This is a genomic window from Rhodanobacter sp. UC4443_H10, assembly GCF_052978325.1.
Genome location: NZ_CM129668.1, coordinates 2,989,022 through 3,008,588, shown reverse-complemented (window position 1 = coordinate 3,008,588; position 19,567 = coordinate 2,989,022). Strand labels below are relative to the sequence as shown.

The window sequence follows — 19,567 nt, the reverse complement described above, 5'->3', positions numbered from 1 at the left end:
GCGGCGCCGCGCTGGCCTATCCTCGACCTTCGTCGCCGCCATCGGAGTCATCCCGCCATGCTCGTGTTGATTCTCGGCCTCGTGCTGTTCCTCGGCATCCACTCGCTGCGCATCTTCGCCGACGACTGGCGGGGGCGGCAGATCGCGCGGATGGGCCTGATGCGCTGGAAGGCGCTGTATGCCGCGGTGGCGATCGCCGGTTTCGTACTGCTCTGCTGGGGCTTCGGACTGGCGCGCCAGCAACCGGTGTTGCTGTATGTGCCGCCGCTGTGGCTGCGTCATCTCAATGCGCTGTTCACCCTGGTGGCGTTCGTGTTGTTCATCGCGGCGCGGGTGCCGCGCAACCATTTCAAGGCGAAGCTGCATCACCCGCAGGTGCTGGCGGTGAAGGTGTGGGCATTCGGCCACCTGCTGGCCACCGGCATGCTGCACGACATGGTGCTGTTCGGCGCGTTCCTGCTGTGGGCGGTCGTGCTGTTCGCCGTCTCGCGCCGGCGCGATCGCCGCGAAGCCGCCGTCTACGCTGCCGGCACGGTGCAGGGCGACGTGCTCACCGTGGTGATCGGCGGCGCGCTCTGGCTCGCCTTCGTGCTGTGGCTGCACCTGTGGCTGATCGGCGTGAGCCCGATGGCCTGAATCGCGGCGGGGGGTGTCGGGAGTCATCTGCGCGCGCGCCGCGCGCTGCGCTACAGTGCCGGCGTCCCCACCCCTGCGGAGGATCAACGCATGGTCGGTTTCCTGCTCTGGCTGTTGCTGCTGGTGTTCTGCTGGCCGATCGCCCTGCTCGCCCTGGTGCTGTACCCGATCGTGTGGCTGGTGTTGCTGCCGCTGCGGCTGGTCGGCATCACCGTGAGCGCGGTGTTCGCCTTCCTCGGCGCGTTGCTGATGCTGCCGGCGCGCGTGCTGCGCGGTCGCCCCGCCTGAGCGTGGCGCGGGCGTGGACAAACCCCACTCGCCTGCGTGCGAACGCAACCGCGAATCCATCCTCGGCGTGCTGCGCCGGCACGTCGCCGGATGCCGGCACCTGCTGGAGATCGGCAGCGGCACCGGCCAGCACGCGGTGCATTTCGCCGCGGCGATGCCCTGGCTGAGCTGGCAATGCTCCGACCGCGCCGAGAATCTCCCGGGCATCTGCGCCTGGCTGGATGAGGCGGCATTGCCGAATACGCCGCCGCCACTGGAGCTGGACGTCAATGGCGACTGGCCGGCCGGCCCCTTCGATGCGGTGTTCAGTGCCAACACGCTGCACATCATGAGCTGGGCGGAAGTGCAGCGGCTGTTCGCCCGGCTGCCCGCGGTCACCACCGCCGATGCGGTGCTGGCGATCTACGGGCCGTTCAACCAGCATGGCCGCTACACCAGCGCCAGCAACGCCGCGTTCGACGCCTGGCTGCGCACGCGCGCCGCGCACATGGCGATCCGCAACGCCGAGGCGGTGGACGCGCTGGCCGAGGCCGCGGGCTTCCACCTGCTGCTCGACGTCGCGATGCCGGCGCACAACCGCTGCCGCGTATGGCAGCGCATGCACGGCTGAACCTGCAAGTCGGGGCCGAAGCAGGTACAAAGGCCGCATGAAGTCGATCGACACGCTGACCCCCTGCCCCTGCGGCAACCCCGCCGGCTACACCGCCTGTTGCGGCCCGCTGCACGACGGCGCCCCCGCTGCCAGCGCCGAGCAGCTGATGCGCTCGCGCTACAGCGCCTACGTGCTCAAGCGCGAGGATTACCTGCTGGCCAGCTGGCACGCCGACACCCGGCCCGCCTCGCTGCGGCTGGCCGCGCAGCAACCTGCGCCGACCTGGCTGGGGCTGGAGGTGCGGCGCCAGCAGATGATCGATGCCGACCACGCCACGGTGGAATTCGTCGCCCGCTATCGCCTCGGCGGCGGTCGCGCGCAGCGGCAGCACGAGACCAGCCATTTCATGCGCGAAGACGGCCGCTGGTATTACCACGACGGCGAACTGAAGAGCTGAGCTTCAGAAGCCGGGCACGCCGGCTGCATGCAGGCGCGCGGCCTGCTCGCGAACTTCGGCGCAATCGAAGAACGCCACCAGCTGGTTCGCGCGGCCGGCACCGACGCCCTCCTGCGCCTGCCAATCGTCTGCTCCGCGCGCCTCCAGCGTCGGCCAGTCGGCCGCTCCGCGCGCCTGTCCGGCCGGCACGCCCAGCGCCTGCAGCCAGCGCGCGAACGGACGCTCGCGCGCACTGGCGAAGACCCGCGCCAACGCGGCCGCGCGGTTCGCGCCGAGGCCGGGCACGGCGGCCAGCTGCGACGGCGTGAGACTCATCCAGTCCAGCAGATGACGTACCAGGCCCGCGTCGACCAGCGCCCGCCAAGTGCCCTCGCCCAACCCTTCCAGCTGCAGTCCGTGGTGGCCGCCGAGCCATGCCAGCCGGGCGAGAAACTGCTGCTCGCAACCCGGCGTGGCCTGCCAGCAGGTCAGCGGCCCGTGCATGCGCGGGTCCGGCGGCGTCACCGGCGCGCGCTGCAGCGCGCGCCAGGCGACCGACTGCAGGCGCGGAATGGTCAAGCCCGCGAGCACCACCTCGACCTGGTCGCCGGGACGGATGTCGAGCTCGCGCCAGCGCTTGAGCGAGCCCACGCTGACGCGCTGCACCCGATGGTCGTCCAGTTGCACCGGTTCAAGCTGCAGCACCGGCGTGATGCGGCCGCTGCGACCGACGGTGAATTCCACCGCGCGCACCTCGGCCAATGCGGAGGCAGCCGGATACTTCCATGCCACCGCCCACTCCGGCGGCGCGGCACGCCAGCTCGCGGCGGCTGGCCGCCGGCCCTGGCGCACGACGGTGCCATCGGCCGCGAACGGCATCGCGTGGTGATACCACTGCTCACGCCAGCGCTCCACCTCGGCCAGCGAGGCGACCGGTTGCGTGTAGCGCACGCTGTCGGCCAGCCCCATCGCCTGCAATCCTGCCAGCCGCGCCGGCATGTCGGGCGGGCCGCTGGGCCAATCCCACACGAACAGGCCGATGTGCGCGGCCGCATCGCCGAGCTCATCGCGCGCCATCGCCGCGGCCACCGCCGAACGCGCGTTGAGGCCGCCGTCCGTGGCCTGCACGTGGCCGGGCAGGCGCCAGACCAGCTCGCCCTGCAGCACCACACGCGCCGGCGCATGCGGCAGGTACCTGGGGATCGCGGCGATCCGCCGCGCCTGTCCGGTCCAGTCCGAGCCGTGCAAACCGTCGCCGCGACTGCTGGCCTGGCGCAGGCGTCCATCGACGTAGAGCAGCGTGACCGCGACGCCGTCCGCCTTCGGTTGCACCCACAGATCCTGGTCGCCGCGCGCGCGCATCCACTGCGCCAGGGCCGCGGCATCGGGCAGCTTGGCCAGGCCGGTCTGCGCCACCGGCGAAGTGACCCGGCCACCGGCATCACCCAGGTGGTTCAGCGCCGCCGGCGCCTGCCCGGGGAAGCAGCGGCGCCATTGCTCGAACCGCTGCAACGCCTGGTCGTACACCGCATCGTCCACCGGCGCGGCGCCCTCGACGCGATAGGCGTGGTTCCAGCCATCGAGGCGATCGTGCAGCGCCAGCAACTCCTGTTGCGCCCGCGCGGGCGGCCAGTCCGGGCAACCCGCGTGCACGCCGTGGGCGAGCGGCACGATCGCCGCCAGCAGAAGCCATCCCTTGCGCATGCCCATCCCCTCGACCCGGACCAGGGAACCAGCCTGCCCGCCGCCCGGCGGCCCACCCAGCCGGCTGCGCCGCCGGGCTGCGTAGGTGAACGCTGTCCGCTCAGGCCGGCAATCGGCCACCGAAACGCAGCAAGGTTTCGCCGAGGTAGCGCGCGTGCGGACCGAAGCGACGCTCCGCGATCACGCCGGCGCCGTCATGGTCGATCGCCACCACGGTACTGGCACGGGTGCCGTAATCGGCGCCGCGGATGAAGGCACTGGAGAGCCGGCGCTCCTGCTCGAGGCCGACGCCGGTGTCCGGCAAATGCTCGTCCGGCGCGAGTTGCTCGTCGGCCAGCGCGGCGAACAGCGCGGCGAAGTCGGTGTCGTCGCCATCGTCGATCCAGCGCTGCAGGCGTTGCATCAGCGCGCGCGTCTTCGGCCACGGCGTATTGAAGTCGGCGTTGGACAGGCCGTGCACGCCGGGCGTGACCGCCTGCGCCTCCGGCTGCGGCCGGTTGCCGAGATAGAACGCCGCCTGCGCATCGAAGGTGAGCAGGTTGAACGGGCGATAGTCCGCAGCCACGCGCAGCAGGTGCTCCGCATGCGCGGTGGCATCCTCGGCGCCCGTCAGGTAGTCGCGGATCAGCAGGCCGCGCGAGGCGCCGAGCTGCGGGTCGCGCGGATCACGCACGTTGGTCACCACCGCGCAACACCCCGCATCGGACACGCCGAGCCAGCTGCCGCCGGCCTGCAGATCACGGCCGGCGATGATCGGCGCATCTTCCCAGCGCGTCAACGCGGCGCTGGGGCGGGGGTGGAACTCATCCCGATTGCCGGCCAGCAACAGGCGCCAGCGCGGGTGGACTTGCCAGGCAAAGGCGATCACGCACATGCAACCACATCCTCTCTCGACGTTTTGCCGGCGCCGCTCCGTGGCGCCGCGGATATCGCGCCAACATAGCACCGCCGCCGGCGCGCTCGCCCGATGCGGCGGGCTCGGTGATAATCGGCCGATGCGCAATCCATCCCGTTCGATCCGCCGCGTGCTCGGCGCGCTGCTCATCGTCGCCTGCCTCGGCATGGCGTATGCCGCGCCCGCCTCGCCCGTCGGCCAGAACGGCAGCCGCACCGAGCAGGCTGCCGCGAAGCAGAAGCTGGCCGACCTGCGCCGCAAGATGGAGGCGCTGGCCGCCGAACAGGCCGACACCGCGGCCAGGCGCGACAGCGTCAACGCGGAACTGGCGAAGCAGGCCAACGCCCTGGCCGCCGCGGCCAGGGCCGTGCGCGAGACCGATGCCGCGCTGGCGGCGGGACAGAAGCAGCTCGACGAGCTGCAGCAGCAACGCGACACGCTGCAACGCGAGCTGCAGCACCAGCGCGCCGCGATCGCCGACCTGCTGCGCGCCACCTACGCCCTGGGCCACGGCTCGGACCTGCGCCTGCTGCTCGGCGACGAAGACGTGGCGCAGATCGCCCGCGCGCTGGTCTACTCGCAGTATTTCCAGCGCGACCGCGTGCAGCGCGTGGAGAAACTGATGGGCGACCTGGCCCGCCTGCAGGAGCTGGAGAGCTCGATCGCCGCGCAACAGCAGGCGCTGCAGGCGACCAGGGCCGAGCGCGAAGAGCAGGCGAAGCAACTGGCCCGGCAGCGTGCGGCGCGGCAGAAGCTGGCCGCGGAAACCGACGCGAAGTACAAGGACCAGGCGCAGCGCCTGGCCGCGATGAAACAGAACGCGCAATCGCTCAACCAGCTGCTCGACAAATTGCAGAAGGCCATCGACGAGGCCGCCGCGCCGCAACGCGGCCAGCCGCCGCCGTCGCGCTCGGCCGACATCCGCGGCAAGCTGCCGTGGCCGGCCAGCGGTGCGGTCAACCCGTTCGGCAACGGCGTGCTGATCAAGGCCGCCGCCGGCAGCGAGGTGCACGCGGTGGCGCGCGGGCGGGTGATCTACGCCGGCTTCCTGCGCGGTTACGGCATGCTGCTCATCCTCAACCACGGCAACGGCTGGATGAGCATGTACGGCAACAACGAAAGCCTGCTGCACGGCGTTGGCGACGAGGTCGAGGCCGGCGAGGCGATCGGCACCGCCAGCGCGGTCACCGGCGTCAACACCGGCGTGTATTTCGAGCTGCGCAAGAATGGCCAGCCGGTGGACCCGGCCAGCTGGCTGCGCAAGCACGGCTGAGGCACCGCCGCACGGCGTGGTGAATTGTTGCGCGATCCGGCGGTCCCACCTCCTGCCATACTTCGGCGGCGCTGCGGCGCGCCGTCTTTCCGTCGAGCGGAGTCAACTGCATGCCTTGTTCCCACCGTAGAGCGGCCACCTGCATGGCCTTCCTGTCGCTGCTGGCCGCCGGCGCCGGTCAGGCGCAGACCACGCCCGCCAGCGCGGCCAGCGCGGGCGAACCGGCCCGCGCCGGCAGCACCGCCGCGGCCGACCCGGTGGACCTGCAGGACATCCGCAATTTCAGTCGCGTCTACCAGATGGTGCGCCAGGCCTACGTCGAGAAGGTCGACAACAAGACCCTGATGAAGGCGGCCATCACCGGCATGCTGGCCGGACTCGACCCGCACAGCGAGTACCTCGACAAGGAGGGCCTGCAGCAGCTCAGCGAGGACACCTCCGGCCAGTACAGCGGCCTGGGCATCGAGGTGTTGCAGGTGGATGGCGGGCTCAGGATCGTCTCGCCGATCGACGACACGCCCGCCGCGCGCGCCGGCATCAAGCCGGGCGACAACATCGTCAAGATCGACGGCAAGCTGGTCGACCCGCAGAACGTCAACGAGATGTTCCAGCGGCTGCGCGGCAAGCCGGGCAGCAAGATCACCCTCACCATCATGCACGAGGGCAGCGACAAGCTGGTCGACATGCCGCTGGTGCGCGAACTGATCTCGGTCAGCAGCGTCAAGGTGCGCGAACTGGAACCCGGCTACGCCTACATCCGCATCAGCCAGTTCCAGGATGACACCGCCGCCGACCTGCAGAAGAAACTGGGCGAGCTGGTCACCAGGAACGGCCCGCAGAAGGGCGCCGTGCTGGACCTGCGCAACAACCCCGGCGGCCTGCTCACCGCGGCGGTGGCCGTCGGCGACGACTTCCTCGACAGCGGCGTCATCGTGACCACGCGCGGGCGGCTGCCCGACGCCAACATGAGCTTCAGCGCCCACCCCGGCGACCTGCTGGACGGCGCGCCGATGATCGTGCTGACCAACCACGGCACCGCCTCGGCCGCCGAGATCGTCTCCGGCGCGCTGAAAGACAATCACCGCGCGCTGACCATGGGCCAGCGCAGCTTCGGCAAGGGCGTGGTGCAGACCGTGCTGCCGCTGGATGCCGACCATGCGGTGAAGATCACCACGGCGCGCTACTACACGCCCAACGGCACCTCCATCCAGGCCGAGGGAATCAAGCCGGACATCGCGCTGGCCGACCTCGCGGTGAGCCAGGCCGACCACCCGCCGGTGCTGATCAGCTCCGAGGCGGATCTGCCCAACCATCTCGCCAACGAGAAGGCAGCCACGGCGACCGACATCGACGACGACGGCAGCGCCGCCGACGCCAGGCTGGCCACCAGCGATTACGCGCTGGCGCAGGCGCTGAACGTGCTCAAGGGCATGGCGCTGCGCATGCCGGCGACGCGGCAGCCGTGAGCCGGCGCCTGCGCGGTCGACGCGGCGTGCACGGTACGGCGCGCATGCTGCAGCAATGAGCGATCCACGTGTTGCCGATGCGGGCAAGCCCCGCATCCTGATTCTCGGCGGAGGCTTCGGCGGGTTGAGCGCGGCGCGACGGCTGGCAGGCGCAGACGCGCAGATAACGCTCATCGATCGCCGCAACCACCATCTGTTCCAGCCCCTGCTTTACCAGGTGGCCACCGCCAGCCTTTCCGCCACCTCGATCGCCGCACCGCTGCGGCACATCCTGCGGCGGCAACGCAACCTCACCGTGCTGATGGAAGAGGTGACCGCGGTCGACCTGGCCGCCCGTCGGGTGGGCTGCGGCTCGCGCTGGCTCGACTACGACTGGCTGGTGATCGCCACCGGCGCCACCCACGCCTACTTCGGCCACGACGAATGGGCGCCGTTCGCGCCGGCGCTGAAGACGCTCGACGACGCGCAGTCGATTCGCCGCCGGGTGTTGCTCGCGTTCGAACAGGCCGAGCGCGAAGACGATCCGGAGCGGCGCCAGGCGTGGCTGAATTTCGTCGTGGTCGGCGGCGGTTCCACCGGCGTGGAACTGGCCGGCACGCTGGGCGAGCTGGCGAGGCATACGCTGCGCGGGGAGTTCCGCCACTTCGATTCGCGCAATGCCAGCGTGCGGCTGGTGGAAGCCGGGCCGCGGCTGCTGGCCGGCTACGACCCGGTGCTGTCGGACAAGGCACGCCGCCAACTCGAACGCCTGGGCGTGGAGGTACATACCGGTGTGCCGGTGACGATGATCGACGCCGCGGGCGTGAAGCTCGGCGAGCGCCGCCTGCCCGCGCGCACCGTGCTGTGGGCCGCGGGCGTGGCTGCCTCGACGGTGGGCGCCATGCTCGGGGTGCCGCTGGACAAGGCTGGCCGCGTGCGCGTCGACGAGGATCTCGGCGTGCCCGGCCACGCCGGGGTGTTCGTCATCGGCGATCTCGCCAGCGTGCTCCGGCCGGATGGCTCGCCGGTCCTCGGCGTGGCGCCGGCGGCCAAGCAGATGGGCAAGTACGTGGCCGCCACGATCGCGCGGCGACTGCGCGGCGATGACCGCCCGCGGCCGCCATTCCGCTACCGCGACGCCGGCTCGCTGGCCACCATCGGCCGCATGGCGGCGGTGGCGCAGTTCGGCAAGCTGCAGATGTCCGGGCTGCCGGCGTGGATCGTCTGGCTGCTGGTGCACATCTATTTTCTGATCGGCTTCCGCAACCGCCTGGCGGTGATGCTGGACTGGGCCTGGGCCTACTGGACGCACCAGCGCCAGGCCCGCATCGTCAGCGGCACGGCGCCGCCGCACGACGAATGAGCCCATGCAAAACGGCCCGGTTTCCCGGGCCGTCGATGCCGTTGCAGGAACTCCGCGCAGCAAGGCCAACATCGCCGCTCGTTCCGGAAGTCCGCACATGGATGTGCGGGCTCTTGTGAGGGACTCACATTACATCGCGAACAACGCGCGCATCTTCTTCATCGCGTTGGCTTCGACCTGGCGGATGCGCTCGGCCGAGACGCCGTACTCGTCGGCCAGATCCTGCAGCGTGGCCTTGTTCTCGTCGTCCAGCCAGCGACGCTGGATGATGTCGCGCGAGCGGGCGTCCAGGTGGCCCAGCGCATCGGTCAGCGTCTGCAACTGACTGTCGGCCTGGTCTTCGTCGGCCACGTTCTCGTATGGGTCGGCGCCGTGGTCGATCAGGAACGCGGCGGGTGCCGGCTTGGCGTCGTCGTCGGCATCCACCGGCGCCTCGAAACCCACGTCCCGACCGGACAGCCGCGACTCCATCTCGCGCACGGTTGCCTCGGGCACGCCGAGATCCTTCGCCACCGTGCTTACCTCGGCGGCGTTCATCCAGCCCAGGCGCTTCTTGCTCTTGCGCAGGTTGAAGAACAGCTTGCGCTGCGCCTTGGTGGTGGCGACCTTCACGATGCGCCAGTTCTTCAGGATGAACTCGTGCATCTCGGCGCGAATCCAGTGCACCGCGAAGCTGACCAGGCGCACGCCCATGTCCGGGTCGAAACGCTTGACCGCCTTCATCAGGCCGATGTTGCCTTCCTGGATCAGGTCGGCAAGCTGCAGGCCGTAGCCGGAGTAGCCGCGCGCCACGTGCACCACGAAACGCAGGTGCGACATCACCAGCTTCTTGGCCGCGTCCAGGTTGTCCTGCTGCAGATAATCACGCGACAGCGCCTGTTCCTCTTCCACGCTGAGCACCGGGATGCGATGCACTGCGGAAATGTAGGCATCCAGGCTGCCAACCACGCTGGGCAAGGGGAAGTTGGCGGTCACCAGGGCTTGGGACATGGGTGGAACCTCCTGCAAGACGTCGAAGTTTAGCACTCGGGTGATTGGAGTGCTAAGCCCGGCCTTTGGTTCCGGGCTTTTAATGAACTGCATGGTACATATATTTGCGACGACTGTCCAGCCGTCCCGGGAGTGAAGACCAGCTTGCCCGGCACGCCGTTCAAAACGTGTCATGGCACCGTGTCAGCCGCCGCACAAACCCTCCGCGCCGTGTCCGCGATCCGGCCGTGCCGGCTTGACAGCCACCAACCCGCGCCGCCATCCTCCGCCGCATTCCGAGGGGTGCCCCGCAAGGGGCTGAGATAGCGCGAGCTGACCCTTGAACCTGATCCGGGTCATGCCGGCGTAGGAACGGGAATCACCACGGGCGGCCCCAATCGGCGCGCCCGTGCGCCGTTGCAGCGTCACGCCCCGGATCTCCATCCAAGGAGGAGATCCATGAACCATCCCGCCGCTGCCACCGCACCCTCGACGGTTACCGCCGGCCCGATCCGCGGCTCGCGCAAGGTCTACGTCAGCCCGCCCGGGCATCCGTCGCTGCGCGTGCCGATGCGCGAGATCGCGCTGAAGGACCCGCTGACGCCGGCGCTGCACGTCTACGATCCGTCCGGACCCTACACCGACGACGACGCACGGATCGATCTCGCCGCGGGCCTGCCGCCGGTGCGCGACGCGTGGATCGAGGCGCGCGGCTTTCCGGCCATCGAAGGACGCGCCACCCGCCCGGAGGACAACGGCGGGGTCGGCGCGGAACGGCTGGTGGCGCCGTGTCCCGCGCAACGTACGCTGCGCATGGGCGAAGCCGGCCAGCCGGTGACCCAGCTGGAATTCGCCCGCGCCGGCATCATCACCGAGGAAATGATCTACGCCGCCCAGCGCGAGAACCTGGGGCGCGCGCAGATGCATGAAGATGCCGCCGCCCGGCTGGCCGATGGCGAGGCGTTCGGCGCAGCCCTGCCCGCCTTTGTCACGCCCGAATTCGTGCGCAGCGAGATCGCGTCGGGGCGCGCCATCATCCCGGCCAACATCAACCACGGCGAGCTGGAGCCGATGGTGATCGGGCGCAACTTCCTGGTGAAGGTCAACGCGAACATCGGCAACTCCGCGGTGTCCTCCGGCGTGGCCGAGGAGGTCGAGAAACTGGTGTGGGCGATCCGCTGGGGCGCGGACACCCTCATGGATCTGTCCACCGGCCGCAACATCCACAACATCCGCTCGTGGATCATCCGCAACTCGCCGGTGCCGATCGGCACCGTGCCGATCTACCAGGCGCTGGAAAAAGTCGGCGGCGATCCGGCCCGGCTGAACTGGGAGGTCTTCCGCGACACCCTGATCGAGCAGGCCGAGCAGGGCGTGGACTATTTCACCATCCACGCCGGCGTGCGCCTGCACCACGTGCCGCTGACCGCGCGGCGGGTCACCGGCATCGTCTCGCGCGGCGGCTCGATCATGGCGCGCTGGTGCCTCAGCCACCACCGCGAGAGTTTCCTGTACGAGCACTTCGCCGAGATCTGCCAGATCATGCGCCGCTACGACGTGGCCTTCTCGCTGGGCGACGGCCTGCGCCCCGGCTCGATCGCCGACGCCAACGACGCGGCCCAGTTCGCCGAGCTGGAAACCCTGGGCGAGCTGACCCGGATCGCGTGGGAACACGGCTGTCAGGTGATGATCGAAGGGCCCGGCCACGTGCCGATGCACAAGATCAAGCTCAACATGGACAAGCAGTTGGAGCACTGCGCCGAGGCGCCGTTCTACACGCTGGGCCCGCTGACCACCGACATCGCACCGGGCTACGACCACATCACCTCGGGCATCGGCGCGGCGATGATCGGCTGGTTCGGCACCGCCATGCTCTGCTACGTCACGCCGAAGGAACATCTCGGCCTGCCGAATCGCGACGACGTCAAGACCGGCGTCATCACCTACAAGATCGCGGCGCACGCCGCCGACCTCGCCAAGGGCCACCCGGCCGCGCAGCGCCGCGACGACGCGCTGTCGCGCGCGCGCTTCGAATTCCGCTGGGAAGACCAGTTCAACCTGTCGCTCGATCCCGACACGGCGCGCGCCTACCACGACGCCACCCTGCCGAAGGAGGCGCACAAGACCGCGCATTTCTGCTCGATGTGCGGGCCGAAATTCTGCTCGATGCAGATCACCCAGGACCTGCGCCGCGAGGTGCGCGCGATGGAGGAGACCGCGCTGCGCGCCGGCATGGACGGCAAGTCGCGCGAGTTCGTCGAACGCGGCGCCACGCTCTACGTGCCGACCGGGGAGTAGGGGCCATGCGCATCGGCATTCTCGGTGCAGGCATCGCCGGCCTGGTCACGGCGGTGGAGCTGGCCGGGCGCGGCGCCCGGGTGGAGATCATCGAGCGCGCGCCAGACCACGCCGAGGCTTGCGCGTGGGTCGCCGGCGGCATGCTGGCGCCGTGGTGCGAGCAGGCCAGCGCCGAACCGCAGGTGGCGGTGCTGGGCGCGCCCGCCGTCGCGTGGTGGCAGCGCCATTTCGACGGGACCATGCAGCGCGGCACGTTGGTCGTCGCGGCCACCCGCGACGCCGGCGAGCTGGCCTTGTTCGGCCGGCGTACCGAACGCTTCGAACCGATCGATGCCGAGCGCATCGGCGCGCTGGAACCGGAGTTGGCCGGGCGTTTCCGCCAGGGTCTGTTCTTCCCCGACGAAGCCCACCTCGATCCGCGTCGTGCGCTGCCCGCACTGGCCGCGCAACTGACCGCCGCGAGCGTGGCGATCCGCTACGGCGTGGACGCCGATGCCGCGCGCATCGATGCGGACCGGATAGTCGATTGCCGCGGCCTTGCGGCGCGCGACACGCTGGAAGATCTGCGCGGCGTGCGCGGCGAAATGATCGTCGTGCGCTCGCCTGACATCCAGTTGTCGCGCCCGGTGCGCCTGTTGCATCCGCGTTTCGGGTTGTATGTGGTGCCGCGCGGCGACGGCGTATTCATGCTTGGCGGCACGCTGCTGGAAAGCAGCAGCCATGATCCGATGACGGTGCGTTCGGCGATGGACGTGCTCAACACCGCCTATGCGCTGCACCCGGCGTTCGCCGAGGCCGAGATCCTGGAACTGGGCGTGGGCGTGCGCCCGGCCTTCCCCGACAACCTGCCGCGCGTGCTCAGGCGCGGCCGCACCGTGTACCTCAACGGACTCTACCGCCATGGCTTCCTGCTGGCGCCCGCCATGGCGCAACAGGCCGCACGGCTGATTTTCCCCCACACCACGGAAACTCCCGCATGCATATCCGCGTGAATGGCGTCAGCCACGACCTGCAGGTGGCCCGCCTGGCACAGGCGCTCGAAGTGCTCGGCTATCGGCAGGCCGCCGTCGCCACCGCCGTGAACGGCGTGTTCGTGCCGGCAGGCGCACGCGAAGAGTTGCTTCTTGCCGATGGCGATGCGCTGGAAATCCTCGCCCCGATGCAGGGCGGCTGAGCGATGAAGCTCTACGACGTCGAACTGGCATCGCGCCTGTTGCTGGGCAGCGCACGCTACCCCTCGCCGGCGATCCTCGCCGACGCGGTGCACGCCTCGGGTACCGAGGTGGTCACCGTCTCGCTGCGTCGCGAAGCCGGCACGCAGCGCAGCGGCCAGGGCTTCTGGTCGCTGATCCGCGACCTCGGCGTGCGCGTGCTGCCGAACACCGCCGGCTGCCACTCGGCGAAGGAGGCGGTGACCACCGCGAAGATGGCGCGCGACATCTTCCACACCGCATGGATCAAGCTGGAAGTGATCGGCGATGCCGACATGCTGCAGCCTGACGTGTTCGGCCTGGTCGAGGCCGCAGCCGAACTGGCCGCCGACGGCTTCGAGGTGTTTCCGTATACCACCGAGGACCTGGTGGTGGCTGATCGCCTGCTGCAGGCCGGCTGCCGCGTGCTGATGCCGTGGGGTGCGCCGATCGGCAGCGGCCGCGGCCTCAACAATGGGTTCGGCCTGCGTGCATTGCGCGCGCATTTCCCGGACGTGCCGCTGATCGTGGACGCCGGCATCGGCCGCCCGTCCCATGCGGTGCAGGCGATGGAACTGGGCGTCGACGGCGTGCTGCTCAACACCGCGGTGGCGATGGCCGGCGATCCGGTGGCGATGGCCGGGGCGTTCGCCCGGGCGGTCGAGGCGGGTCGCGCCGGCTTCGAGGCGCAGCCGATGGAGCCGCGCGATCTCGCCGTGCCCTCGACGCCGGTCGCGGGCACGGCGTGGCTGGCATGAACGCGTTCCCCGCGTTCTACCCGATCGTGGACAGCGCCGACTGGGTGGGTCGACTCGCCCCGCTCGGCGTCCGGCTGCTGCAGTTGCGCATCAAGGAACAGCCGCCGGAGCTGATCCGTCGTGAAGTGCGCGCGGCGCTGGCGATCTGCCGCGCGCGACACGTGCAACTGGTGGTCAACGACCATTGGCAGATCGCGCTGGACGAAGGCGCCGACTTCATCCACCTCGGCCAGCAGGATCTGCTCGCGGCGGACCTGCCGGCGATCCGCGCGCGCGGCGTGAAGCTCGGCATCAGCACGCACGATCACGCCGAGCTGGAGCGGGCGCTGGCGCTCGCCCCGGACTACGTCGCGCTGGGCCCGATCTATCCGACCACGCTCAAGGCGATGCCGTGGGCGCCGCAGGGTTTGCCGCGCATTGGCGAGTGGAAGCGGCGGATCGGCGCGCGGCCACTGGTGGCGATCGGCGGCATCACGCTGGAACGCGCCGCCGGCTGTTTCGATGCCGGCGCGGACAGCGTCGCCATGGTCAGCGACGTGACCCGGCATCCGGACCCGACCCTCCGCGTAACGGACTGGGTCGATTTCGCCGGTGCGCGCGCATGACCGATCGCTACGCGCGCCAGATCGCCCTGCCCGACGTCGGCCCGACCGGCCAGGCCCGACTCGCGGCCGCACGCGTGCTGGTGATCGGCGCCGGCGGTCTCGGCTGTCCCGTGTTGCACTACCTGGCCGCCGCCGGCATCGGCCGGCTGATCGTCGTCGACCCTGACCGCGTCGAAGAGAGCAACCTGCACCGGCAACCGCTCTACACGATGGCCGACATCGGCGCTCGCAAGGTGGAAGCGGCGCGCGCGGCCCTGCTGCGCCTGAATCCGACCATCGCCGTGGAAGCATGGCCGCAGCGGCTGACACCAGGCAACGCAGCGGCGCTGGTCGCCACGGCCGACATCGTCGTCGATGCCGCGGACAGCCTCGCCACCACTTACGTCTTGAGCGACGCCTGCATGCAGCAGCACACGCCGCTGATCAGCGCGTCGGCGGTCGGCCTGGCCGGCTACGTCGGCGGCTTCTGTGCCGGCGCACCCAGCTACCGCGCGGTGTTCCCCGAGATGCCCGCACGCGCGCCCAGTTGCAGCAGCGCCGGCGTGCTCGGCAGCGTCGTCGGCCTGCTTGGCAGCCTGCAGGCGCAATTCGTGCTGCAGTGGCTGCTGGGCATCGAGCCGTCGCCGCTGGGTCGACTGACGAGTTTCGACGCCAGCCGACTGGCGTTCGGCGGCTTCGACTTCCACCACGCCGGCGAACCCGCAGGCGAGGTGCTGCGCTTCATCGACGTCGACGAGGTCACGCCCCGCGACGTCGTGATCGATCTGCGCAGTCTTGACGAGGCGCCGACCTCGCCGTTGGCGAACGCCTTGCGCTTCACTCCCGAACGCCTCGCCGCGTTCACTGCCGAACACCCGCCCACCGACCGCCGGGTGGTGCTGTGCTGCCAGAGCGGTCTGCGCGCATGGCGTGCCGCGCGGCAGCTGCAATCCCGCGGCTACCGTCAGCTGGCACTGGTGACTCTCGCCGGCCTGCCATCATGACGCGCAGACGCATGCCGCCGCCGGTCAGCGTGCTCTCGATCGCCGGCTCCGACTCCTGCGGCGGCGCCGGCATCCAGGCCGACCTGAAGACGTTCGCGGCCTTCGGCGTCGACGGCGCCACCGTGGTGACCGCAGTCACCGCACAGAACGCCAACGGCATCCGCGCCATCCAGGTGATGTCCGCCGCGATGGTGCGGGCGCAACTGGAGTCCGTGTTCGAGGCGATGGATATCCGTGCCGTCAAGCTCGGCATGCTGGCGAACGCGGAGATCGTCGCGGTCGCGGCCGAGCACCTGCAATGCCGGCGCTCGTCGTTCGTGGTGCTCGATCCGGTGCTGCACGCCAGTTCGGGCACCCGGCTGCTCGATGCCGAAGCGCTGGAGCTGCTGCGCGCGCGCCTGCTTCCGCAGGTCGACTGCCTCACGCCGAACCTGGCCGAAGCCGCCACGCTGCTGGGCACGTCCTGCGCCGGCAGCGAGTCGGACATGGCGGCGCAGGGCCGCGCCCTGCTCGCCCTCGGGCCGCACGCGGTGCTGATGAAGGGCGGCCATGCCGCGCTGCCGGAAGCGGTCGATCTGCTGGTTACCGGCGAAGGCACGCAGCGCTTCGCCGCGCCGTGGGTGGCTACCCGCCGCCTGCACGGCACCGGTTGCATGCTCGCGGCCGGCATCGCGGCCAACGTCGCCCGGGGTTATCCATTGGGTGACGCCGCCTGTCGCGCGAAAGCCCACGTGCGAGCCGTGCTGGTCGGTCGCCAGCACCGACCGTCTTCATCTCAACCGGCGGGAAACGAAGCCCGCGGCGGCAGCGACCAGTCGATGGGTGCTTGACCGCGGCTTTCCAGATAGCGGTTGGCCGCGGAGAAATGGCCGCAGCCGAGGAAGCCACGATGCGCCGACAGCGGCGACGGATGCACGCTCTTCAGCACGCAATGCCTGCGGGCGTCGATCAGCTGCCCCTTGCGCTGGGCGTAGCTGCCCCACAGCAGGAACACGATCCCTTCGCGCTCGCGGTTCAAGGCGTCGATTGCCGCATCGGTGAAGCCTTCCCAGCCGCGATTGGCGTGCGCGCCGGCGCGGCCTTCTTCCACCGTCAGCACGCTGTTGAGCAGCAACACGCCGCGGTCGGCCCACGGCGTGAGGCAGCCATGGTCAGGGCGCGCAATGCCGAGATCGCGCTGGATTTCCTTGAAGATGTTTTCCAGCGACGGCGGCACCCGCACGCCGGGGCGCACCGAGAAACACAAGCCGTGCGCCTGGCCGGGGCCGTGGTACGGGTCCTGGCCCAGGATCACCACGCGCACGGCGTCGAACGGGGTGTGCGCGAACGCGGCGAATATCTCCGGCCCGGGCGGATAGATGCGCTTGCCGGCCTCTTTCTCCTCGCGCAGGAAGGCAGCCAGCACCTGCATGTCCGGCCGCTGCAGGTAATCGCCGATGCGCGCCTTCCAGGACGGCTCCAGCCTGACCGGATGCCCGCTCATGCGTCCTTGTCGGCCCGCTCGCGCTCGCGCAGGTGGCGCGCCACGCGCAGCTGGAACAGCAACTTGGTGATCAGCAATTTTTCCTCGACCGGTTTCTCGACCAGGTCGTTGGCGCCGGCGCGGATCAGCGCGGTCTGGTTGGCCGGGTTCTCGTCGCCGGTCATCACCAGCACCGGCAGGCGGCCCTTGCCGTAGCCGAACACGGTGCGGATGTGTTCGAGCAAGTCGCCGCCGGTCAGCTCGCCCTTCAGGCTGACATCGGTCAGCACCACGTCGGCGCCGATCCAGCCCAGCGCGCGGTCGGTTTCCAGCAGGGCGATCGCATCCTCCACGCTGACCACGTGGCGCACGGTCAGGCCGATCTTCTCCAGCATGCGGCGGGTGGCCAGCGCCACCACCCGGCTGTCTTCCACGTACAACACGCTGCCCTCGGCGCTGACCTGCGGGCTGACGTAGCCGCGGATGAATTCGGCCAGTGCCTGGAAACCCAGCGCCTTGTCGAAATAGTCGGTGACGTGCTCGCCCAGCGAGCGGCGGTGCAGGCGCGCGTCCACGTCGCCGGACACCACCACGATCGGCACGTAGGCCTGCGCGCCGGATTCGCGCACGAACTTCGCCAGTTCCAGCCCGTCCATGTCCGGCAGGCGCAGCGCGATGGTGACGAAGTCGAAGGCGCCCTCGCCGAGCACCTGCTGGGCCTCGGCGCCGGTGTCGCAACCGACCACCTCCACGCCCGGCAGCTCCTCGTTCAGCACGCGCCCGATCAACTTGCGCACCACGCGCGACCCGTCGACCACCAGCACGCGCGGTGCCTCGGTCAGCAGACGACCGCTGATGTTTGTACTCATGCCTCACTCACCCGACTGATCCGCGATCCGTGCCGAAGAGCGCACCCCGATCCGTCGATGATGCCCGAAGCAGGGCGTCGCAGGCTGCGATTCACGTCACCGCCGCGCCGCGCCATCACGCCACCGTGCGCAGTTGCCAGGCGCTGACCAGGCGTGCGCCGAGCCAGCCCAGCAACGCGGCCGCCACGGGCACGGCCAGCAGCAGCCAGGGCGGCAACCCGCCCACCTGCAACTGGCCATCGTACGCCGCGCTCAGTCGTGCGACCGGCCGCGCCAGCGCCAGCTCGATCGCCACCGCCAGCGCGGCGGCGAGGATGCCGCTGAACAGGCCGTACCAGATCCCCGCATACAGATAAGGCCGGCGCACGAACGCCTTGCCGGCGCCGACCAGCAGCAGCACGCCGATCTCCTCGCTGCGACTGGCGATATCCACCCGCACCGTGTTGCCCACCACCAGCAGCGCCGCCAGCGCGAGCAGCGAGGCGACGATCAGCACGATGCGATTGCCCACGCCCAGCAACGCCTCCAGTCGCTGGCGCCAGTGGCCGCTGTCCTGCACCAGCTCGACGCTGCGCATCGCGCGCACGTCGGCCACCAGCTGTTCCAGCGCCGCGGCGCTGGCACCGTCGCGCGGCTGCAGTTGCAGCACGTAGGGCAGCGGGTTGTCGCCGAGCGTCTGCAGCGCACCGGAGAAACCCTGCATCTTCGCCAGCTCGTCCATGCCCTGCTGCGGCGTCTTGATCGCCACCGACGCCACTTCGGCACGGGCGCCCAGGTCGCTGGCCAGCAGTTGCGCCTGCTGCGCGCCCTGGTCGGACTTCATGAACACGCTGATCGCCGGGTTCTGGCCCAGCGCATCGCCCAGCCGCTGCACGTTGCCCAGCAGCAGGTAGAACGCCAGCGGCAAGGCCAGCGCCAGGCCCATCACGGCGATCGTCAGCACGCTGCCCAGCGGGCGCGCGGCGAGACGGCGCAGGCTCGCCGCGGCGCTCCAGCCATGGTGCTCGCGCCAGCTGGCGAAGCGCCGGCCGCGGCTGTGTTCGTTGCGCGCCGGTGCGTCGGCGGGCGCGGCGCGCTGCTCGGGTGCCTTGTTCACAAGACCTCCTGCGCGGCGAGGTCGGCCACCAGCCGACCGTGATCGAGCACGATCACGCGTTTCTTCATGCGCTTGATCAGCGGCAGGTCGTGGCTGGCCACCAGCACGGTGGTGCCGACCTGCTGGAACTCGGCAAACAGCGCCATGATCTCCAGCGCCAGCTGCGGGTCGAGATTGCCGGTGGGCTCGTCGGCGATCAGCAGCGCCGGTCGGGCCACGATCGCGCGGGCGATGCCCACGCGCTGCTGCTCGCCGGCAGACAGCGTGGCCGGCAGCTGCCGTTCGTAGGCAAGCAGGCCGACCTTTTCCAGCGCCGCGCGCACGCGGCGGGCGCGCTCGGCACGCGCCACCGCGCCGATCACCAGCGGCAGCTCCACGTTGGCGAACACCGTGCGGTCCATCAGCAGCCGATGGTCCTGGAACACCATGCCGACCCGCCGGCGCCATTTCGGCACGCCGCTGGCGCGGATCTTCGACAGCTTCTTGCCGTCCATGCTGATCGAGCCGTGCGACGGGCGCTCGATCAGCCCGAGCAGCTTGAGCAAGGTGCTCTTGCCGGCGCCGGAGTGGCCGGTGACGAACGCCATCTCGCCGTCGGGCACCTCGAAGGACAGCTGCGACAGCGCCTCGTGGCCGCCTTCGTAGCGTTTGCTGACTTGATCGAACTGGATCACCGCCGCTCCCCGCACCTGGATGTGGTCATGC

At 70.2% G+C, this 19,567-nt stretch carries 21 protein-coding genes and 1 riboswitch; of the genes, 14 read left to right on the top strand and 7 right to left on the bottom strand.

The genetic code is table 11. The features are described 5' to 3' along the window. Nucleotides 1–57: 57 nt before the first annotated feature. The 4 genes from ACVCMB_RS13620 to ACVCMB_RS13605 all read left to right on the top strand — a co-directional run bounded on the left by ACVCMB_RS13620 (nt 58) and on the right by ACVCMB_RS13605 (nt 1,973). Nucleotides 58–636 (top strand): NnrU family protein, encoded by a 579-nt coding sequence (locus ACVCMB_RS13620; protein WP_447105398.1) that lies wholly within the window; start codon nt 58–60, stop codon nt 634–636. 90 nt (nt 637–726) lie between these two features. After that, nucleotides 727–924 carry a hypothetical protein gene (locus ACVCMB_RS13615; protein ID WP_395121056.1) on the top strand — a complete coding sequence of 66 codons (198 nt, stop codon included), beginning with the start codon at nt 727–729 and terminating at the stop codon, nt 922–924. A gap of 13 nt (nt 925–937) precedes the next feature. Beyond that, the gene (locus ACVCMB_RS13610; protein WP_447105397.1) at nt 938–1,534 is read left to right on the top strand and encodes a DUF938 domain-containing protein; all 597 of its coding nucleotides are present in this window, start codon (nt 938–940) and stop codon (nt 1,532–1,534) included. A 37-nt stretch (nt 1,535–1,571) separates the two neighbouring features. Next, entirely contained in the window at nt 1,572–1,973 is a 402-nt protein-coding gene (locus ACVCMB_RS13605; RefSeq protein ID WP_447105396.1) for a YchJ family protein, read from the top strand. Nucleotides 1,974–1,976: 3 nt separating this feature from the next. Here ACVCMB_RS13605 and ligB read toward each other — a convergent pair whose 3' ends face one another. Together ligB and ACVCMB_RS13595 are read right to left on the bottom strand one after the other, a co-directional pair. Continuing rightward, the gene (gene ligB, locus ACVCMB_RS13600; protein WP_447105395.1) at nt 1,977–3,656 is read right to left on the bottom strand and encodes an NAD-dependent DNA ligase LigB; all 1,680 of its coding nucleotides are present in this window, start codon (nt 3,654–3,656) and stop codon (nt 1,977–1,979) included. Nucleotides 3,657–3,756: 100 nt separating this feature from the next. Then, nucleotides 3,757–4,530, bottom strand: coding sequence for an NRDE family protein (locus ACVCMB_RS13595; protein WP_447105394.1), 774 nt, complete (start codon nt 4,528–4,530; stop codon nt 3,757–3,759). A 121-nt stretch (nt 4,531–4,651) separates the two neighbouring features. On the opposite strand from ACVCMB_RS13595, the gene ACVCMB_RS13590 reads away from it, so the two are divergent. The 3 genes from ACVCMB_RS13590 (at nt 4,652) to ACVCMB_RS13580 (ending at nt 8,632) form a co-directional block, all read left to right on the top strand. Further along, nucleotides 4,652–5,824 carry a murein hydrolase activator EnvC family protein gene (locus ACVCMB_RS13590; protein ID WP_447105393.1) on the top strand — a complete coding sequence of 391 codons (1,173 nt, stop codon included), beginning with the start codon at nt 4,652–4,654 and terminating at the stop codon, nt 5,822–5,824. Nucleotides 5,825–5,967: 143 nt separating this feature from the next. Then, nucleotides 5,968–7,290 (top strand): S41 family peptidase, encoded by a 1,323-nt coding sequence (locus ACVCMB_RS13585; RefSeq protein ID WP_447105392.1) that lies wholly within the window; start codon nt 5,968–5,970, stop codon nt 7,288–7,290. Nucleotides 7,291–7,345: 55 nt separating this feature from the next. Continuing rightward, nucleotides 7,346–8,632, top strand: coding sequence for an NAD(P)/FAD-dependent oxidoreductase (locus tag ACVCMB_RS13580; protein WP_447105391.1), 1,287 nt, complete (start codon nt 7,346–7,348; stop codon nt 8,630–8,632). 129 nt (nt 8,633–8,761) lie between these two features. Here ACVCMB_RS13580 and rpoH read toward each other — a convergent pair whose 3' ends face one another. Next, on the bottom strand, nt 8,762–9,622 hold the full coding sequence (gene rpoH, locus ACVCMB_RS13575; protein WP_447097487.1) for an RNA polymerase sigma factor RpoH: 861 nt from the start codon (nt 9,620–9,622) through the stop codon (nt 8,762–8,764). A 268-nt stretch (nt 9,623–9,890) separates the two neighbouring features. After that, nucleotides 9,891–9,991, top strand: a riboswitch (TPP riboswitch). A gap of 69 nt (nt 9,992–10,060) precedes the next feature. On the opposite strand from rpoH, the gene thiC reads away from it, so the two are divergent. From thiC to thiD, 7 genes are read left to right on the top strand one after another with little or no spacing between them, the layout of a single operon-like run. Next, on the top strand, nt 10,061–11,899 hold the full coding sequence (thiC, locus tag ACVCMB_RS13570) for a phosphomethylpyrimidine synthase ThiC (RefSeq protein WP_447105390.1): 1,839 nt from the start codon (nt 10,061–10,063) through the stop codon (nt 11,897–11,899). A gap of 5 nt (nt 11,900–11,904) precedes the next feature. Continuing rightward, a complete protein-coding gene (locus tag ACVCMB_RS13565; RefSeq protein ID WP_447105389.1) occupies nt 11,905–12,891 on the top strand; it encodes an FAD-dependent oxidoreductase in 987 nt (328 codons plus the stop codon). Beyond that, nucleotides 12,876–13,073 carry a sulfur carrier protein ThiS gene (thiS, locus tag ACVCMB_RS13560; protein ID WP_447097490.1) on the top strand — a complete coding sequence of 66 codons (198 nt, stop codon included), beginning with the start codon at nt 12,876–12,878 and terminating at the stop codon, nt 13,071–13,073. Before ACVCMB_RS13565 ends, thiS begins: the two co-directional genes overlap by 16 nt. Before the next feature lie 3 nt (nt 13,074–13,076). Then, on the top strand, nt 13,077–13,847 hold the full coding sequence (locus ACVCMB_RS13555; RefSeq protein WP_447105388.1) for a thiazole synthase: 771 nt from the start codon (nt 13,077–13,079) through the stop codon (nt 13,845–13,847). Continuing rightward, on the top strand, nt 13,844–14,452 hold the full coding sequence (locus tag ACVCMB_RS13550) for a thiamine phosphate synthase (RefSeq protein WP_395121043.1): 609 nt from the start codon (nt 13,844–13,846) through the stop codon (nt 14,450–14,452). Before ACVCMB_RS13555 ends, ACVCMB_RS13550 begins: the two co-directional genes overlap by 4 nt. Continuing rightward, nucleotides 14,449–15,435: a ThiF family adenylyltransferase gene (locus ACVCMB_RS13545; RefSeq protein WP_447105387.1), complete on the top strand. Its 987-nt coding sequence runs from the start codon at nt 14,449–14,451 to the stop codon at nt 15,433–15,435. Before ACVCMB_RS13550 ends, ACVCMB_RS13545 begins: the two co-directional genes overlap by 4 nt. Next, nucleotides 15,432–16,265, top strand: a complete 834-nt coding sequence (thiD, locus tag ACVCMB_RS13540; RefSeq protein ID WP_447105386.1) for a bifunctional hydroxymethylpyrimidine kinase/phosphomethylpyrimidine kinase — start codon at nt 15,432–15,434, stop codon at nt 16,263–16,265. Before ACVCMB_RS13545 ends, thiD begins: the two co-directional genes overlap by 4 nt. On the opposite strand, the gene ung is transcribed toward thiD, so the two are convergent. The 4 genes from ung to ftsE all read right to left on the bottom strand — a co-directional run bounded on the left by ung (nt 16,211) and on the right by ftsE (nt 19,536). Then, on the bottom strand, nt 16,211–16,918 hold the full coding sequence (gene ung, locus ACVCMB_RS13535) for a uracil-DNA glycosylase (RefSeq protein WP_447105385.1): 708 nt from the start codon (nt 16,916–16,918) through the stop codon (nt 16,211–16,213). The genes thiD and ung overlap by 55 nt on opposite strands. After that, nucleotides 16,915–17,766, bottom strand: coding sequence for a response regulator (locus tag ACVCMB_RS13530; RefSeq protein ID WP_395121039.1), 852 nt, complete (start codon nt 17,764–17,766; stop codon nt 16,915–16,917). Before ACVCMB_RS13530 ends, ung begins: the two co-directional genes overlap by 4 nt. A gap of 115 nt (nt 17,767–17,881) precedes the next feature. Continuing rightward, nucleotides 17,882–18,862: a permease-like cell division protein FtsX gene (gene ftsX, locus ACVCMB_RS13525; protein WP_447105384.1), complete on the bottom strand. Its 981-nt coding sequence runs from the start codon at nt 18,860–18,862 to the stop codon at nt 17,882–17,884. After that, on the bottom strand, nt 18,859–19,536 hold the full coding sequence (gene ftsE / locus ACVCMB_RS13520) for a cell division ATP-binding protein FtsE (protein WP_136258070.1): 678 nt from the start codon (nt 19,534–19,536) through the stop codon (nt 18,859–18,861). The genes ftsX and ftsE overlap by 4 nt, the downstream gene beginning before the upstream one ends. Nucleotides 19,537–19,567 lie beyond the last annotated feature (31 nt).

Bases quoted from the DNA above. Each gene is read 5' to 3' on its own strand.
- ACVCMB_RS13565 (WP_447105389.1), top strand. From the start codon at position 11,905: ATGCGCATCGGCATTCTCGGTGCAGGCATCGCCGGCCTGGTCACGGCG.
- ACVCMB_RS13585 (WP_447105392.1), top strand. From the start codon at position 5,968: ATGGCCTTCCTGTCGCTGCTGGCCGCCGGCGCCGGTCAGGCGCAGACC.
- thiS (WP_447097490.1), top strand. From the start codon at position 12,876: ATGCATATCCGCGTGAATGGCGTCAGCCACGACCTGCAGGTGGCCCGC.
- ACVCMB_RS13590 (WP_447105393.1), top strand. From the start codon at position 4,652: ATGCGCAATCCATCCCGTTCGATCCGCCGCGTGCTCGGCGCGCTGCTC.
- thiD (WP_447105386.1), top strand. From the start codon at position 15,432: ATGACGCGCAGACGCATGCCGCCGCCGGTCAGCGTGCTCTCGATCGCC.
- ACVCMB_RS13555 (WP_447105388.1), top strand. From the start codon at position 13,077: ATGAAGCTCTACGACGTCGAACTGGCATCGCGCCTGTTGCTGGGCAGC.
- ACVCMB_RS13550 (WP_395121043.1), top strand. From the start codon at position 13,844: ATGAACGCGTTCCCCGCGTTCTACCCGATCGTGGACAGCGCCGACTGG.
- thiC (WP_447105390.1), top strand. From the start codon at position 10,061: ATGAACCATCCCGCCGCTGCCACCGCACCCTCGACGGTTACCGCCGGC.
- ACVCMB_RS13545 (WP_447105387.1), top strand. From the start codon at position 14,449: ATGACCGATCGCTACGCGCGCCAGATCGCCCTGCCCGACGTCGGCCCG.
- ACVCMB_RS13595 (WP_447105394.1), bottom strand. From the start codon at position 4,530: ATGTGCGTGATCGCCTTTGCCTGGCAAGTCCACCCGCGCTGGCGCCTG.
- ACVCMB_RS13580 (WP_447105391.1), top strand. From the start codon at position 7,346: ATGAGCGATCCACGTGTTGCCGATGCGGGCAAGCCCCGCATCCTGATT.
- rpoH (WP_447097487.1), bottom strand. From the start codon at position 9,622: ATGTCCCAAGCCCTGGTGACCGCCAACTTCCCCTTGCCCAGCGTGGTT.
- ACVCMB_RS13615 (WP_395121056.1), top strand. From the start codon at position 727: ATGGTCGGTTTCCTGCTCTGGCTGTTGCTGCTGGTGTTCTGCTGGCCG.
- ligB (WP_447105395.1), bottom strand. From the start codon at position 3,656: ATGCGCAAGGGATGGCTTCTGCTGGCGGCGATCGTGCCGCTCGCCCAC.
- ung (WP_447105385.1), bottom strand. From the start codon at position 16,918: ATGAGCGGGCATCCGGTCAGGCTGGAGCCGTCCTGGAAGGCGCGCATC.
- ACVCMB_RS13530 (WP_395121039.1), bottom strand. From the start codon at position 17,766: ATGAGTACAAACATCAGCGGTCGTCTGCTGACCGAGGCACCGCGCGTG.
- ACVCMB_RS13605 (WP_447105396.1), top strand. From the start codon at position 1,572: ATGAAGTCGATCGACACGCTGACCCCCTGCCCCTGCGGCAACCCCGCC.
- ACVCMB_RS13620 (WP_447105398.1), top strand. From the start codon at position 58: ATGCTCGTGTTGATTCTCGGCCTCGTGCTGTTCCTCGGCATCCACTCG.